The following is a 15,274-nucleotide window of genomic DNA, read 5'->3' as shown; positions in this document are numbered from 1 at the left end:
GAAAGTAACTTTTTTAGCTTTTTAATTGTTTAATCGCAAAGAGCTCTTCAACGGAAAAAATCCAGTGCCACCCCGAATATTGCAAATAAAACGGCAATGAAAATAAACGCGAGAACAAGCAGAACAAAAATCTTCCCTAAAAAATTAAAACCCTCTGTAGCGCTCTTGTAATTTTCGATAAAGAAATTAAGTGTTTTCATAACAATTGTTTTAGCGTTAATACCACGAAATGGAAATTGAAATTTCGCACCTGATACCAACCGGTTATATACCGAAAATTAAAAACTGTTATGGATAAGCTAAAAATTAGGGCTGGCCTCAAAGAGAGCATAAGCCGATTTAAAACCCTAAATGTTTTTTAATGTAATTTTATTACCATCCGTTCTGCTGAATTTAATTTCCGTACAATAATTTAAATCGCTTTTTGGCCAATTGCAAGTAGGGATTTCCGGTATTATTAATCTTGAATGTCCTATGGAGGTTGCCTTTTTTTAGTCTTTGCTTTTTATGTGATCGGTATTCCGTCAGCTAAAATTCCGAAATAAAGCACTAACTTTCTTTTATGAACAAACATTATAACATCATAATTGCCGGAGCCGGTGGTATAGCAGAAGCAGCAGGGCTAATGCTTATGGAATGGAGCAAAGTTACTCCTTCCCTGTTTATTGGAAACCGAACCCTTTCAAATGCGCAAAAACTGGCACTTTGGATCGAAGCGGGTACAGAAAAGGAATGTTCTGTTAAAGCTTTTCATCTTCAGGAAGAAGGAATTTCAGAAGAAATGAAAAGGATCCTGAGCGCGGGAGATATTATCCTGGACTGCCTTCCGGGCAGCCTGGCTCCAAAAATCGCAAGACTTGCAAAAGAATATCAGTTGCATTACGCCAACCTAACCGAATATGTGGCAGAAACCGATGAAATAATCGAAATGGCAAAGAACAGCAAAACAGGTTTTGTTCTTCAATCCGGGCTGGCTCCTGGCTATGTCGATATACTTGCGAATGGACTTTTTCAGCAATTCTGTGAGGATTTTAAAATTGATGAAGTAGATAAACTGGAATTTAAAGTTGGCGCACTTACACGGCACGTAGTTGCTCCGCATTATTATGGGTTTACCTGGAGTCCCGTGGGAGTAGCTACAGAATATGTAAAAACCGCATTGGCACTTCGGGATTTCAAAAAAACAGCGCTGCCAGCTTTGTCTGAAAGAGCTCATATTATTATAGATGGAATAACCTATGAAGAAGATCTCACTTCCGGTGGAGCTGCAGATCTTCCTGATGCCCTGGCAGGAAAAGTTCGGTCCCTGGACTACAAAACCCTAAGATATCCGGGACATTATTCCTGGGTGGAAAAACAGATTTCCGGGATTGAAAATTCGGATAAAATTTCGGTATTGCAGGAAAAAATGGAAGTTGTTGTTCCATATTGCGAAGACGATCAAATTGTTTTATATGCCGCCGTTGAAGGCAAAGATGCAGCAGGGACTTTACGCCGCCGGGAGATCGCTAAACGCATACTCCCTCAAAAAATAGGGAAATACAGGTTGCGCGCAATTCAAACCACAACCGCCGCACCCTTCCTGCAGGCAGCTCAACTTCTGCTTGAATCTAAAATGACAGGAGTTATATTGCAAAGCCAGATAGATCCAAAAAAGTTTTTAAATGGGAACTTTATCCTGCCGGTATATGGGGATTTTTAATCCCTCATTGGGGGTTTCACCCACCTGACGGACGGGCAGGTTCCCCAAGGCCTGCCCAAAATAAATTTCATTCAGGCGGGCCTGCCTCGCAATTTTTAAAAGTATTTTTCATTCATACCTTGTAGGCTTGCCTTGAGGTTTTTGATTATCTTTAGCCTACCCAAATTTAAAGGTGTCCCAATGCCTGAAAAAAAAGTCTATTCCTTATTCAATCTAACTACATCCATTCAAAATGTAATTAATACATATTGCAATAAAACAATATGGATAAAGGCTGAGATCGTTCGGCTTAATTACTATCCAAAAAGCGGCCACTGTTACCCAAGCCTGGTAGAGAAAAAAGATGGAAAAGTGATCGCGGAACTTCGGGGAAATATATGGAGTGGCAATTTTGAAATGATCAATGCCAAGTTCAAATCTGTGCTGAAGGAGGAACTTAAAGACAATATAACGGTGGTTGTCCAGGGAACTGTTTCCTATCATCCACTCCACGGGCTTGCCTTAAACATCGTCGATATAGATCCTGAATATACTCTGGGAGAACTTGCAAGGGAAAAAGCCCATACTATAGCAAAGCTGCGGGAAGCCGGAATTTTTAATGCAAATAAAAAAACACTTCTTTCCAGTTTACCTAAAACCATCGCGATCATTTCTGTTGAAACCAGTAAAGGTTACGGGGATTTTATAGATATCATACAAAATAATCCCTTGGCCTATAAATATCATTTCCTGCTATTTCCTGCTATTTTACAGGGAGAACGGGCGGTGAGTTCCATAAGTCAGCAGCTGGAACGAATTAAAAAACATTCAGAGATATTTGATGCGGTGGCAATAATTCGTGGCGGCGGCGGGGAAATTGGTTTAAGCAGTTTTGATAATTATTTGCTGGCAGAGAAAATAGCCACTTTTCCTATCCCAATCCTAACCGGGATTGGACATTCCGCAAATGAGACCGTAAGTGAACTGGTTAGCTATGAAAGCTTCATCACCCCAACTAAAATAGCCGAATTCCTGCTGCAAAAATTCAACGATTTTGCTGTTCCGGTGATAGATGCCGAACAAAAGATTCAGAATGAAGTGAACAGGATGTTTAAGAAGGAGAAAGTCAACCTAAAGGAAACAGCAAGGCTATTTAGTTCACTTACGGGAAGTGCCATGAATAACTCAAGAGCAAACCTCAACCAACTTGCAACTGTGCTTGACAACCGGAGTCAGGGATTGATAAATGAACAAAAAAACATGCTGGATCAGGCTAAACGTTCCATTTTGGCCAATGCTAAAAAAACCTTGAATGAAGCTGCGATAAATTTAAGTTTCACCGAAGAAAAAATTGGAATGTTGTCTCCGCTTAACATCCTGAAAAGAGGGTTTAGCATTACACGCCAAAATGGAAAAGTGATTCGGGATTCCGATGAAATTCAAGAGGACCTTCTGCTGGAAACGCAATTATATAAGGGAAACCTATTCAGCCGAATCGAAAAAATTGTAAAAAAATAAAAAAATGACTGAAGAAATTAACTATACCGATGCTCATAAGGAGCTTCAGGAGATTGTTTCAGAAATGGAAAATTCTGAGATTAGCATCGATGTACTGGACACCAAAATCAAACGCGCTTCTGAACTTTTAAAAATATGCAAGGATAAACTTTTCAAGACTGAAAAAAATGTTCAGGATATCCTGGAAGAAATCAGGAATTATTCTGTCGATAACGGGAAATAAGAATGGTTTACCCTCAAATTTGTCAGAAATTCTTCAAAAGTTAAGAAATTCCTTCTTAGAAACTTTCTGCTTATAATTTATTCAAATTGATTTAATTGTATAGAAAATAAGTATTTTTAGCCAATATATAATTATTTACCCTCAACTATTTAGTTCCCCAAAACTACAGCATGAAGGACAATGAAGTTTTAAACCTACAATCTGAGCCACGCTTTGATCTTAATCATTTTTTTGAGTTAACCGCAGACATTCTATGTATTGCGACCTATGACGGTTATATCAAAAAAGCCAATCCAGCTTTTTCGGAATTACTGGGTTACTCGACAGAAGAGATTATGGCGGGGCACGTGAGCGATTTTATTTACCCCGAAGACAAAACGATCACTTCCAAACTCAGGGAAAGTATAAATAAAGATAAACCCCTTTTAAATTTTGAAAACAGGTATGTAACCAAATCAGGAGAAATTGTTTGGCTCTCGTGGACTTCTGTTTCAGAACCTTCCAGAAGGTTAATTTATGCCATCGCAAAAAATGTTACCCATTTAAAAAACCTGGAGGAAGAACGGAATTTACTGCTTACCAACCTCACCAGCGTAAATGAGCAACTCAAACAATTCACCTATACAGTATCCCACGATTTGAGATCACCGGTTAATAATATGTTATCCTTGTTCAGATTATTAGATCTATCAAAAATTGAGGATCCAGAAACCCTGGAATACATGGATATGCTTAAATTATCCACCTTAAAGCTAAAAAGCACCCTGAATGAATATGTAGACAATTTAAGCCAGGAAGAAAAAATAAACGTAAAAATTGAAAAGGTGTTTTTGCCTGAAATCCTGCAAGTCACAATGAATTCAATTAAAACGCTGTTTAGTAATTCCAAAGCTACTTTGGAAATCGATTTTTCTGAAGCTGAGGCAGTAAAGTTTAATGCAGGGTATATGCAAAGTATCTTTCTCAACCTTATTTCAAACTCTATAAAATATTCCAACCCGAAAATTTATCCTGTTATTTCAATTTCTTCCAGAAAACTAAAGAATTCCACACAACTTATTTTCAGTGATAACGGAATAGGTTTTGAAATGAAGAATGTAAAAGATAAAATTTTTGGGTTACATCAAAAATTTCATAATCATATCGACAGTAAGGGAATTGGGTTATATTTAGTTCAGAAACAAATAACAAGCCTGGGAGGAACTATAAAAGTGAAAAGTCAGGTTAACCTGGGGACAACCTTTACCTTAACCTTCAAGGATTAGCCTTTTAGAAGCCTGCGTTTTTGTTCTTCAAACTCTTCCTGAGAAAGCACATTCTGATCCAGCAAATTTTTTAATTTAGATAATTCATCTGCCACACTGTAATTCCCACGTTGACTTTCAATCGCTTTGGTTAATGCCTCATTGCTGTTTTTTTTATTATTTGCTTCGATGTAAGTAGCACAAAGCTCTTTGATTTTTTGTGCCTCCTTTTTCCAAAAGCCACGAATTTGTATAGGATCATTTCCTGTACTCTTTATTGTAATTGTGGTTCCAAAAAGATGAGAATCTACCGTAATACCGGTGATATTTTTAAAATGCAGAGTTTCTGTGTCTTCAGAAATGAGATGCCAGTTCCTTCTTTTAAATTCGATATGCTCCTCATCTATCAGTACTATATTTGGAGTAAATGGGTTGAGATCCCTGTTAAGAGCTCTAAGAAAATAACTGGATTTAAATATAATCGGATCAGACATAGTTTATTTTTATTAGGAATACCAAGATATTGTTTTAAAACCAAATTACAGGTTTCTCTTTTTACGAATCACAGGCCCCAAAACCTCCCAAACATTTTTGGCAAGGATCTTTTGCCCCTGTGCGGTAGGATGAATTCCGTCTCCCTGGTTCAATTCAGGATTTCCGGCAACATCTTCCAGTAAAAAAGAAATAAGATGAACATCATTCTTTTCAGCCAGTGACGGAAAGATATTCCTGAATTCTGAAGTGTATTCCTGTCCCATATTTGGAGGGATCTGCATTCCGGCGAGAATAATCTCTGTATCCGGGTTTTTCTTCCGTACCGTATTGATAATCTCCTGCAGGTTTTTTCTGGTTTCTTCCAGAGGGATCCCACGTAAACCATCATTCGCGCCAAGTTCAAGGACAAAAACAGTCACGTCCTGATTCAAAACCCAGTTTATCCTGTTTTTTCCGGCTGCGGTGGTTTCTCCGCTTAATCCGGCATTAACCACTTCATAGGGAAGATCTAAAGAATCTATTTTTTGCTGAATAACAGCCGGGAAAGCTTCATTTGGATCCAGTCCCATTCCGGCGGTAAGGCTGTTTCCGAAGAAAAGGATCACTCCTGCCTCACTTTTTTCCTGGTTTTCATTTTCTGAAACTTTTTCTGACCGGGTTTCCTCCTCATTTTTTGGGGATTCCCCACAAGAGTTGAAAAAGATAAAACTAAACAAAGCACAAAATACCAACAAGTTTCTCATAGCACAGGGATTAAATCAAAATCTTTCTTTATTTTGTCTTAATTCAGAAAAAATAAGAGTCGAAAGATGACAAAGATATTAAACGTTCGCAACCTGGAGAAAACCTTCTCCAGTGGTTCAAAAAAAATAACAGTATTACACGACATCAATTTTGATATAGAAGCAGGTGAAACCTTTTCAATTGTAGGACCGTCGGGAAGTGGAAAAACCACTTTACTCGGACTTTGTGCCGGTTTGGATCAAGCCGATTCGGGCTCGATAAATCTTTGTGGAACACAATTGAACAGCCTTACCGAAGATGAGCGCGCTATTCTGCGAAATAAAAATATAGGTTTTGTTTTTCAGGATTTTCAATTATTACCAACACTTACCGCGCTGGAGAATGTTGCTGTTCCACTGGAATTACAGGGAGCAAAAAACGCTTCCAAAGTTGGCATGGAACTTCTTGATAAAGTAGGACTTGGCGATCGTTTTCATCATTATCCATCACAACTTTCAGGAGGTGAACAACAACGGGTCGCCGTAGCACGGGCATTTTCCAATACTCCTTCGGTTCTTTTTGCCGATGAGCCCACGGGAAACCTTGATGCTGAAACCGGAGAAAAAGTAATCGACTTGCTTTTTAATCTGAATAAGGAATCCGGCACTACCCTGGTAATCGTTACCCATGATTTAGAACTGGCACAAAAAACCCAACGCATCCTAAGGTTGAAAGGTGGGAGAATTCTTGAAAACCCCATAGATACGCTATAATGAAAGTAAATAAAACCATTAATTCCCGGACGAATTTTGGCTGGCTGTTAAAAATGGCCTGGCGGGACGGAAAAGCGAGCAGCCGTAAGCTTATCCTGTTTATGGCATCTATTGTGTTAGGAATTACTGCAGTTGTTTCCATACAGTCCTTTGGCGAAAATCTCAAGGAAAACATTTCCCTGCAATCAAAATCCTTAATGGGTGCTGATTTTAGAATAGACTCCAATAACCCACCAAATGAACGGGTTCTTGAACTAATGGATTCCCTGGGTGGTGCAGATGCCAGGGAAATCAGTTTTACGTCTATGGCTGCTTTTCCAAAAACCGATGTCACCAAACTAGTCCAGGTACGGGGAATTGAAGGGGGTTTCCCTTTTTACGGGGAGTTGGAAACAGAACCTGAAACAGCCGCAGGCCTTTATCAGGAACAGAATGCTGCTTTGGTAGATGCAACTGTGATGCTTCAGTTAGGGATACAGCCCGGCGATAGCATTAAAATAGGAAAGATAACCATACCTGTTACAGGGGCATTAAAGTCGGTTCCGGGGAGTACCGCAATTTTTAGTTCTGTGGCACCACCTGTTCTTATTCCCTACAGGTTGATTTCTGAAACAGGTCTGGTACAAACCGGAAGCCGCGTGGGTTATGATTATTATTTTGTGGCAAAGCAGGGTATGAGTATGGAACAACTCGATAAAAACCTTGGTCCACAGCTCGATACCCAGGATGCCGATCTTGACACGCATACCTCCACCAGCCAAAGATTGGGCCGCAGGTACGATAATTTTGGAAAGTTCCTTAACCTGGTAGCCTTTATTGCTCTTTTACTGGGTTGTGTTGGGATTGCCAGTGCTATAAATATTTACATCAAAGGGAAATTACGCTCAGTAGCCATACTTAAATGTATAGGTGCTACCAAAAGGCAAACCTTTCTAATCTATTTAATACAAATTGCTGTGATGGGGCTTTTAGGCGGCATTGCCGGTACCGGTCTGGGCTTAATTCTTCAGCAATTATTCCCATTGTTTTTAGGCGATCTCTTACCTGTAGATGTTCAAATGTCCTTTTCTCCTCAAGTGATCCTTATGGGATTATTGCTGGGGATTTTCATGTCCGTTTTGTTCGCTTTATATCCCCTGATGGGAACCTTATACATTTCGCCTTTACAAGCATTGCGGGTACAGAATGAGAGCAAATCCAAATCGGGCAAAGCAGGAATGCTGGTTTTGTTGGGAATTTTTCTGTTTATTTTACTCTTTTCTTATTGGTTGTTAAAAGATTGGCGGTATTCCTTCTCCTTTGTAGCAGGAATTATTTTCACCTTCTCCATTTTAGCAGGAGTCGCGAAAGCATTTATGAAATTAATAAAGAAATACTTTCCCCACTCCTGGGGATTCCCCGCAAGACAGAGTTTGCTGAATCTTTTTCGACCTCAAAACCAAACCCTCACTTTGGTATTGGCTATTGGAGTTGGAACTTTTCTAATAAGCACACTTTATTTCACCAAAGATGTTTTAATGGCCCAGGCAACTCTTGAAACAAAATCCAACAGTCCAAACATAATTCTTCTTGATATACAATCTCAACAAAAAGATGCTGTTGTGAAGACCATCACCGGAAAAGACCTTCCCGTTCTGGATGATATTCCAATTGTTACAATGAGGGTTCAAAGCATCGCTGGAAAATCGGTGAATGAATTGAGGGCAGATACAACCTCCAATGTGAACAGCTGGATACTCAATCATGAGTTTCGGGTTACTTACCGCGATTCTCTTATCGCTTCTGAAAGTCTTCAGGATGGGGAATGGATTTCCGAAGTGCAGGATAGCGAAATGGTGCCTATCTCAATAAGCGATAATTTTGCCGATGATGCAAAAGTTAAGGTTGGTGATAAAATAATTTTTAACGTTCAGGGAGTATTGTTAAATACCGCTATAGGAAGCATCAGGACCGTGGACTGGAGCAGGATGCAGATGAATTTTTCCATTGTTTTCCCAAAAGGTGTGCTGGAAGATGCGCCTCAGTTTCGAGTGCTTAGCTCTAATGTTCCCGATGAGGAAAGCTCGGCCAATTTGCAACAGGAGCTGGTGAAAAAATATCCAAATGTGACCATAATCGACCTTAAACAGGTACTTACAGTAATAGAAGGTCTCCTTGATAAAATTTCCTGGCTAATCAATTTTATGGCATTTTTCAGCATACTTACAGGGATTATCGTTCTCTTAGGCGCGGTTAGAACCAGTAAATATCAACGAATCAAGGAAAGTGTACTACTAAGAACTTTAGGAGCCAAAAGCGACCAGATCCTAAAAATCTTAGCCTTGGAATATTTGTACCTAGGGGTTTTAGGTGGCTTGTCGGGTATCCTTCTATCGCTTATAAGCAGCCAGATGTTGGCCTGGTTCTTATTCGATTCCCCATTCTTACCTTCCTGGATACCTTTTCTCGTATTGTTCCCGGGGATTGTGCTGTTGGTGTTGATAATTGGCTTATCGAATAGCAGAAGTGTTATTACAAGTCCGCCACTGGAAGTCTTGAGAAAGGCAATTTAAGAGACGCCCTACAAGGGCGTCTCTTAAATTGGCACACGGGCGTCTTAAACCGGCACGCCAAAAGACGAGACGCGTTTCTGAGACGCCCATATTGGGCGTCTCTAATGTGGTAATTTTTTCCGTACCAGGCCGTAGAGGAAGGTTCCTCCCAAAGCACCCACTAAAACCACTAAAATAGAAACGTATCCTGCTCCAATAAGGGTATAAATGGGTCCGGGACAAGATCCGGCCAGTGCCCAGCCAAGACCAAAAATGATTCCTCCATACATATACCTACTAAAACTTTTATCCTTTGGAGTAAACTTGATAGGCTCCCCATAAAAGGATTTCACATTATTCTTTTTGATAAGGAATACGCCCAATACTCCCAGGAACAGGGCTGATCCTATGATCCCGTACATATGAAATGATTCAAACTGAAACATTTCATAAATTCTAAACCAGGAAGCCGCTTCCGACTTGTACATCACTATTCCGAAAAATATACCTATAAATAAATATGCTGCTGTTCTTTTCATCTTAAAAAATTAAAGGGAATAAAAGATGGATCATCACCAATCCACCAATAAAAAATCCAATTACCGCTATAAGTGAGGGCAATTGTAAATTACTAAGGCCTGAAATAGCGTGTCCAGAGGTACAACCTCCGGCATATCTGGAACCAAAACCTATCATTAAACCTCCGCCTAACAAGATCAATAAGGATTTTATGCTGGAAAATGCTTCCAAACCAAATAACTGCTCCGGCAAAAAGGTGTCTCCTGCATTCTCAAAACCCAATCCTTCCAAGGTTGCTATAGTATCTGGATTAATGGCCACAGAGGGATCATTGGTTAAGACATGAGCACCCAGGAATCCGCCAATTATTGCTCCAAGGACTACTACCAGGTTCCATCGCTGTGATTTCCAGTCGAAGGCGAAAAAATCGGCTTTTTTACCTGCGCCACCAATGGTACACATGGTCCTTAAATTTGAAGACATTCCAAATTGTTTATCCACAAATAGCAGCAAAAACATTATTAAGGCAATTAATGGGCCTGAAACATACCAGGGCCAGGGTTCAAATATCCAATTCATAGAAGTTATTTTTTTTGAGATGCAAAGAACTCATTTAATATTAATTCCCACAGTAACAAAAGTTACATTATTATTTTTATAAAAAAAGAATTAGAATTCTAAATGAAACAGGTGTTTTTCTTTTAAACCCAATTTTCAGGAATTCCTCCTAGTTTCGGACACTCTAAAAATCGAAGTTTGTAACGAAGTTAAGCTGATTAAAATTGCTTTTATTAAAGATGCTTTGGGCATCTAAACTATTCTTATTTTCCCGATAAATCCAAAGAAAATCAAAGCTTAGGCCTTCCAGAAAGCCATGAATTTTATAAGTTAAATGCGTATTTAGCTGAAGAGATTCCGTTACATTATATTTATTGAACTCAAAAACAGCTGATTCGGGGCCTGTAAGTTGTTGAAACTCCAATCCTATATGCAGGTCCGGTTTTGGAATAGTGTACTCCCCTTTCAGGGTAAAAACATCTGTATTTCCAAGTCCTTCCAAGCGAGATCTGGAAATTGAAGTAAAAAAATGATCCCTTCCTAATTCCTTCGGGAATAAAAACCTTCCTGTATCGAAGGCATGGGTATACGCAATACCAAATTTCCATCCAGCCTGTTCCCAGCTTAATTGAGTACTTAATACCTGTGCATTTTCATCGGGTTGTATATATCGATGTTCATAAGGAAGCTCTTCAGAATAAGAAAAAGGAGACTGATATACATATTGCACTCCAAGGTTAAAGTTTTTATAGTCATATCCCGCTTCTGTCCAGAGGGTATTCATCATTTTATCCAAATAAAAATCATATACTTCTAAATGAAGGTTGTTTTTTTTGAAACGGTAATTAAAGATCCCAATTCCTGAAGAAGGGTAATATTCGTGATATTCAGCTAATTCCCCATTGGGTTGGAAACCATTATAAAAGAGTCCCATCCCTTCTTCAAAGTTAAACCACTCGGTAGTGGCCCTGGGGGAAACCCCGTTTAACCATCCAAGGTTAACCTGGTGCACAGTGTCAAAACGTAAATTTGCCCATGCTCCCCGATGTGCAAAAGGCTTCATGCGACCGTCGCTATGGTTTAACAAGGGTGTATATTCCGTTTCAATCTTTCCGTAGGTAATATAAGAATCCCCAAACCGGTACCGGATAAATAATTCCTCCAGCCTATCAAGATCCTTGAAATTCCCTTTATTTACAACATCATAAAGTTCATATTCCCATTTTGCGTTTTTCCCTGTAATAGGATCTTCAATTCCAAGATCACTGCCAAAGGTTTTATAGGTAAAAATACCCTTTACGCCAATTTCAAAACCCTTATAATTTCCGGTTGTAAATCCCACAGCACCTCCTGTTGCATTGGTATAATAATCCCTTAGGTCACCACGGTTTATGGTATTCATAAAATAATTTCGGAAATGTCCATGAAATTGGGCATCCCGAAAAATATCCTTTAGCTGTGAGATTTCCTTATTTCCAGATTCATTGTGTTCCTGTACCCCAGATTCGTTGTTTTCCTGAGCAAAAAGGGTGAAATTAAAACTTAACCATATAATTGTAAAATACCACTTAGCTAATTTCATTTGTATTATTTAAAGTAATTTTTTTGCAAAACTCTTTAAAAGCCTTCTTAATATCTGTAACAAGTGTTACGTTCTCTAAAAAGAAATCCTAAAGCCAATTTCTGAAATGAACTTACACCTCTATGTAACAAATGTCACATATAGAGTAGAGGTGAATACTTATATTTGGCGTCGAATGAATTTAAAGTCTTATATAGCTATATTTTTTATGGTGGTTTTTTTCGGAAAATCCCTGATGATGGATACCAATTTTTTGGCAAGCATTCTTGATACCAAAGAAATAGTATATATAAATCCGTTTTGTGAAAACAAGAAAGCTGAGTTATTTGAGAATGGAAGCACTCGGGACTTTAGCCCTGTTTCAAACGTATTAATCATTCCTATAGATTCCTATTGTAACGCTCCATTTCAGTTCCAGTTATCTGGATGGACACTTATCGAGGTAAAAACCAATTACCAGCGCTACAATTATACCTCTCCAGAATTTTTTGAAACCTTCAGCGATAAATTTTATCCTCCCCCACAAGTTTAACAGACTCTGAAATTTAATCAGCATTTTCTATACACAACACAGAAAGTAGCTGGCGGTTTATTAATTTTTCTTGTATTGATCAAAAATCTTTCAGAAAAAATGAATCAGTTACCCGGGAGCACACTCTTGAGGTATTTTAAAGGAAGAAATCTCCACATTTAATTAAATCACCAGTGGGATTAAATAATTCAATCTATTATATAGTTTATGACAGCCAAAATAATGGTTACACAACGATCAGTGATGATCTTCAGAATGATGTTAAGCGGAATTTTCCTTGTTGCAGGTTTCAATCATTTGATGAATGTGGAAGGAACTGTTGCCAAACTGGATCAGGCCAGTTTTAAAGGCATGGCCTATTTTATTGGGAATCCCGAATACTTAATTATTATCTCCGGAATAGTTATGCTCGTTGCCGGGATTAGCCTCTTTGCCGGTTTTAAAACCCGGTGGGTTGCTCTAATACTGGCTTTGGTATTAATTCCAATTACGATTACTGTTCAAATAGGACAGTTGAATTCCCTGGGGCCTCTTTTTAAGAATATAGCAATCCTGGGCGGACTTTTATTTTTTATATTAAACGATTTTAAAACAACAAAACAATGAAAACAGTATTTTTAAGCAGCCTTGCATTATTTTTGGCTTTAACCACCATACAGGTTAATGCGCAGGCACCGGAACACACTCATGATAAAAACAATTATGTTGTGCTCACCAAAAAAGTAGATCAGTTAAAACCCATAATACTAACCGCTGAAGCACTGGCGCTGGAAGACGGGGAACGCTTTGGGGATTTTCAGGTTATTGTTTGCGGGCAGGACATTTCACAATTAACCGATACAGATAAAATGAAAGGCTTTGTAGCTCAGGCTGAAAAAGCTGGAGTACATCTGGTAGCCTGCGGATTTTCCATGAACAAATTCAAGGTTGATCCTAAGGATATTCCGCAGGAAATGGAAATAGTTGAAAATGGTATTTTACACGATTTTCAGCTTCAGAAAAAAGGATATTACAGTTTAGGACTTTAAAAAAATGAAAATGAAAACACTTAAAACAACATTATTTGTAGGATTGGGAATCATTGGACTTGGATTACTAGGATCCTGTCAGGACATGAAATCTGATGAAAAACAAGGGGGTAATGCTCAGGATACCTTACGCATCACCATTTTACAAACAGCCGATATTCACGGGCAATTAGACCCACATCCCGAATTGTTCTGGGAAAATGACAGCATTGTGTTCAAAACACGTGGTGGGATGGCGAACATTAAAACCTTGTTTGATGAAGAACGTGCTAAAAACCCTAACCGGACCATTATTGTAGATGGTGGCGATCTTATCCAGGGAAGTGGATATGCAGCGCTTTCTAAAGGAGATATTTTTCCAGAGATTGTGAAAAACATGAATTATGATTTGCTTATTCCCGGTAATTGGGAGGTTGTATATGGCAAAACTTCTATGATGAATGTTTTAGATGCCTATGATACGCCTGTAATTGCGGAGAACATGTATCACGAAGAGTCTGGAAAGCGACTTTTCCCTCCCTATTGGATCAAGGAAATAGAAGGAGTGAAAATAGGATTTATTGGGGTTAATGATCCGGATGTTCCAATTCGTCAAAATCCGATATTTAGCGAGGGAATTAGTTTTAGCGGTTTGGATGACAATGTCCTGAAGCTTATTGACGAAGTTAAAAATGAAAAAAAGGTACAGGCACTCTTCCTGGTAACCCATATGGGAATTTTTAAGCAGGTGGAACTCGCCAATAACGAAATGACTAAAGATGTAGATTACATTTTAGGAAATGATACCCATGAAAGGGTACGCCAACCTATCGAAGGAAAATATGCAAAAGTAACCGAACCGGGTGCTTTTGGATCTTTTGTAGGGAAATTAAACCTGTATTTTGTAGATGGTAAAATAGTGAAAGACGATTATGAACTTATGGATGTAGATCCTGAGAAATATGCTGCAAATCCCAAGATCCAGGCACTTGTAGACAAGGCAAAAGCACCTTATAAAGAGCACCTGGAAGCTGTTGTAGGTTACACCACTACTCCAATTTATCGCTATTTAACCGTTGAAAATCCAATGGATAATATGATAACCGATGCAGCCCGCTGGAAAACAGGTGCAGATATCTCTATCTCCAACGGATTTCGATTTGGAAATCCAATAGTTCCGGTAGATGGAAAACCGGAGCCAATTACGCGAGCTAATTTATGGAACTTACTTCCGGTTAATGAAAAGGTAAAAACAGGAAAAGTTACCGGAAAACAAATTAAGGACTGGCTGGAGCGGGAAATGCACAATGCCTTTGCCCAAAATTCAACCGAACGATTTGGTGGTTGGTTGGTGCGTTTTTCCGGGATGGAAGTAGACTTTAACAGTCAGGCTCCAAAAGGAGAGCGCGTAAACTCTGTTATCGTGAAAGGCGAAGAAATGCAGGATGATGAATATTATACCATTTCTGCCTGTGTTCGTCCTGGTGATCCTGAAGACAATTTGTGTCGTATTCCCGGAGTGAAAGATGTAGAAGTAAAAGATTATACCATTCACGATGTGGTGGAGGAATACTTAAAAGTAAACTCCCCGGTATCACCAAAACTGGAAGGAAGAGCCTATTGCGATTATTTAGGTGAGTACTCATTCTCCACAGTCCCCGGGACAAATTATAAGTTTCAGTAAAAGCTGGAAATTTAGCATTGCCCTTAGGTAAAAAGCCCTGGAAAGTTTAAAACTTTACAGGGCTTTTCTATTAATGGAAAAGAGTGAGGATTCGTTTCGGTTTATATGCCCGCACCTAATGGCACGGAGGATTTTACCGTTATTTTGTCCTTGACTGGACAAAACATCGTGAGAAGGGTATTATCAAATAGTTTCAGAATCAAG

Annotated in this window: 15 protein-coding genes; 10 read left to right on the top strand and 5 right to left on the bottom strand. The window is 38.9% G+C overall.

Annotated features, from left to right (window positions below; translation table 11 throughout):
• Positions 1-562 precede the first annotated feature (562 nt).
• The 4 genes from ACKGJN_RS09910 (at position 563) to ACKGJN_RS09895 (ending at position 4,687) form a co-directional block, all read left to right on the top strand.
• Entirely contained in the window at positions 563-1,702 is a 1,140-nt protein-coding gene (locus ACKGJN_RS09910; RefSeq protein ID WP_409539334.1) for a saccharopine dehydrogenase family protein, read from the top strand.
• A 180-nt stretch (positions 1,703-1,882) separates the two neighbouring features.
• The gene (gene xseA, locus ACKGJN_RS09905) at positions 1,883-3,199 is read left to right on the top strand and encodes an exodeoxyribonuclease VII large subunit (protein ID WP_409539333.1); all 1,317 of its coding nucleotides are present in this window, start codon (positions 1,883-1,885) and stop codon (positions 3,197-3,199) included.
• 4 nt (positions 3,200-3,203) lie between these two features.
• Positions 3,204-3,422 carry an exodeoxyribonuclease VII small subunit gene (gene xseB / locus ACKGJN_RS09900; RefSeq protein WP_409539332.1) on the top strand — a complete coding sequence of 73 codons (219 nt, stop codon included), beginning with the start codon at positions 3,204-3,206 and terminating at the stop codon, positions 3,420-3,422.
• 170 nt (positions 3,423-3,592) lie between these two features.
• Positions 3,593-4,687, top strand: coding sequence for a sensor histidine kinase (locus tag ACKGJN_RS09895; RefSeq protein ID WP_409539331.1), 1,095 nt, complete (start codon positions 3,593-3,595; stop codon positions 4,685-4,687).
• Here the strand turns inward: ACKGJN_RS09895 and ACKGJN_RS09890 are convergent.
• Positions 4,684-5,160, bottom strand: a complete 477-nt coding sequence (locus ACKGJN_RS09890) for an SHOCT domain-containing protein (protein ID WP_409539330.1) — start codon at positions 5,158-5,160, stop codon at positions 4,684-4,686. The genes ACKGJN_RS09895 and ACKGJN_RS09890 overlap by 4 nt on opposite strands.
• A 45-nt stretch (positions 5,161-5,205) precedes the next feature.
• Positions 5,206-5,904, bottom strand: coding sequence for an arylesterase (locus tag ACKGJN_RS09885; protein WP_409539329.1), 699 nt, complete (start codon positions 5,902-5,904; stop codon positions 5,206-5,208).
• Positions 5,905-5,970: 66 nt separating this feature from the next.
• On the opposite strand from ACKGJN_RS09885, the gene ACKGJN_RS09880 reads away from it, so the two are divergent.
• Together ACKGJN_RS09880 and ACKGJN_RS09875 are read left to right on the top strand one after the other, a co-directional pair.
• Positions 5,971-6,657 carry an ABC transporter ATP-binding protein gene (locus ACKGJN_RS09880; RefSeq protein WP_409539328.1) on the top strand — a complete coding sequence of 229 codons (687 nt, stop codon included), beginning with the start codon at positions 5,971-5,973 and terminating at the stop codon, positions 6,655-6,657.
• Positions 6,657-9,209 carry an ABC transporter permease gene (locus ACKGJN_RS09875; protein WP_409539327.1) on the top strand — a complete coding sequence of 851 codons (2,553 nt, stop codon included), beginning with the start codon at positions 6,657-6,659 and terminating at the stop codon, positions 9,207-9,209. Before ACKGJN_RS09880 ends, ACKGJN_RS09875 begins: the two co-directional genes overlap by 1 nt.
• Before the next feature lie 101 nt (positions 9,210-9,310).
• Here the strand turns inward: ACKGJN_RS09875 and ACKGJN_RS09870 are convergent, their stop codons facing one another.
• The 3 genes from ACKGJN_RS09870 to ACKGJN_RS09860 form a co-directional block, all read right to left on the bottom strand.
• Complete coding sequence (locus tag ACKGJN_RS09870) at positions 9,311-9,727, bottom strand: DUF6691 family protein (protein WP_409539326.1); 417 nt, start codon at positions 9,725-9,727, stop codon at positions 9,311-9,313.
• A gap of 1 nt (position 9,728) precedes the next feature.
• A complete protein-coding gene (locus ACKGJN_RS09865) occupies positions 9,729-10,286 on the bottom strand; it encodes a YeeE/YedE family protein (RefSeq protein WP_409539325.1) in 558 nt (185 codons plus the stop codon).
• Positions 10,287-10,449: 163 nt separating this feature from the next.
• Complete coding sequence (locus ACKGJN_RS09860) at positions 10,450-11,847, bottom strand: hypothetical protein (protein ID WP_409539324.1); 1,398 nt, start codon at positions 11,845-11,847, stop codon at positions 10,450-10,452.
• Between the two features lie 106 nt (positions 11,848-11,953).
• Between ACKGJN_RS09860 and ACKGJN_RS09855 the strand changes: the two genes are divergently transcribed.
• The 4 genes from ACKGJN_RS09855 (at position 11,954) to ACKGJN_RS09840 (ending at position 15,070) form a co-directional block, all read left to right on the top strand.
• Positions 11,954-12,379 (top strand): hypothetical protein, encoded by a 426-nt coding sequence (locus tag ACKGJN_RS09855; protein ID WP_409539323.1) that lies wholly within the window; start codon positions 11,954-11,956, stop codon positions 12,377-12,379.
• Between the two features lie 207 nt (positions 12,380-12,586).
• Entirely contained in the window at positions 12,587-12,985 is a 399-nt protein-coding gene (locus tag ACKGJN_RS09850; protein ID WP_409539322.1) for a DoxX family protein, read from the top strand.
• Positions 12,982-13,407: a sulfur reduction protein DsrE gene (locus ACKGJN_RS09845; RefSeq protein ID WP_409539321.1), complete on the top strand. Its 426-nt coding sequence runs from the start codon at positions 12,982-12,984 to the stop codon at positions 13,405-13,407. Before ACKGJN_RS09850 ends, ACKGJN_RS09845 begins: the two co-directional genes overlap by 4 nt.
• A 10-nt stretch (positions 13,408-13,417) precedes the next feature.
• Positions 13,418-15,070 carry a bifunctional metallophosphatase/5'-nucleotidase gene (locus ACKGJN_RS09840; protein WP_409539320.1) on the top strand — a complete coding sequence of 551 codons (1,653 nt, stop codon included), beginning with the start codon at positions 13,418-13,420 and terminating at the stop codon, positions 15,068-15,070.
• Positions 15,071-15,274: the final 204 nt, after the last annotated feature.

This window comes from Gillisia xinjiangensis, from assembly GCF_046298265.1.
Taxonomy (GTDB): Bacteria; Bacteroidota; Bacteroidia; order Flavobacteriales; family Flavobacteriaceae; genus Gillisia; species Gillisia xinjiangensis.
Note: the sequence above shows the minus strand (reverse complement) of the source record. Positions and strands in the feature narration are given on the sequence as shown.

What these genes read in the sequence shown, in the direction of transcription:
- ACKGJN_RS09910 (WP_409539334.1), top strand. Translation starts at nt 563, where the DNA reads ATGAACAAACATTATAACATCATAATTGCCGGAGCCGGTGGTATAGCA.
- ACKGJN_RS09890 (WP_409539330.1), bottom strand. Translation starts at nt 5,160, where the DNA reads ATGTCTGATCCGATTATATTTAAATCCAGTTATTTTCTTAGAGCTCTT.
- ACKGJN_RS09840 (WP_409539320.1), top strand. Translation starts at nt 13,418, where the DNA reads ATGAAAACACTTAAAACAACATTATTTGTAGGATTGGGAATCATTGGA.
- ACKGJN_RS09845 (WP_409539321.1), top strand. Translation starts at nt 12,982, where the DNA reads ATGAAAACAGTATTTTTAAGCAGCCTTGCATTATTTTTGGCTTTAACC.
- xseA (WP_409539333.1), top strand. Translation starts at nt 1,883, where the DNA reads ATGCCTGAAAAAAAAGTCTATTCCTTATTCAATCTAACTACATCCATT.
- ACKGJN_RS09855 (WP_409539323.1), top strand. Translation starts at nt 11,954, where the DNA reads ATGAACTTACACCTCTATGTAACAAATGTCACATATAGAGTAGAGGTG.
- ACKGJN_RS09875 (WP_409539327.1), top strand. Translation starts at nt 6,657, where the DNA reads ATGAAAGTAAATAAAACCATTAATTCCCGGACGAATTTTGGCTGGCTG.
- ACKGJN_RS09865 (WP_409539325.1), bottom strand. Translation starts at nt 10,286, where the DNA reads ATGAATTGGATATTTGAACCCTGGCCCTGGTATGTTTCAGGCCCATTA.
- ACKGJN_RS09895 (WP_409539331.1), top strand. Translation starts at nt 3,593, where the DNA reads ATGAAGGACAATGAAGTTTTAAACCTACAATCTGAGCCACGCTTTGAT.
- ACKGJN_RS09860 (WP_409539324.1), bottom strand. Translation starts at nt 11,847, where the DNA reads ATGAAATTAGCTAAGTGGTATTTTACAATTATATGGTTAAGTTTTAAT.
- ACKGJN_RS09850 (WP_409539322.1), top strand. Translation starts at nt 12,587, where the DNA reads ATGACAGCCAAAATAATGGTTACACAACGATCAGTGATGATCTTCAGA.
- ACKGJN_RS09880 (WP_409539328.1), top strand. Translation starts at nt 5,971, where the DNA reads ATGACAAAGATATTAAACGTTCGCAACCTGGAGAAAACCTTCTCCAGT.
- ACKGJN_RS09870 (WP_409539326.1), bottom strand. Translation starts at nt 9,727, where the DNA reads ATGAAAAGAACAGCAGCATATTTATTTATAGGTATATTTTTCGGAATA.
- ACKGJN_RS09885 (WP_409539329.1), bottom strand. Translation starts at nt 5,904, where the DNA reads ATGAGAAACTTGTTGGTATTTTGTGCTTTGTTTAGTTTTATCTTTTTC.
- xseB (WP_409539332.1), top strand. Translation starts at nt 3,204, where the DNA reads ATGACTGAAGAAATTAACTATACCGATGCTCATAAGGAGCTTCAGGAG.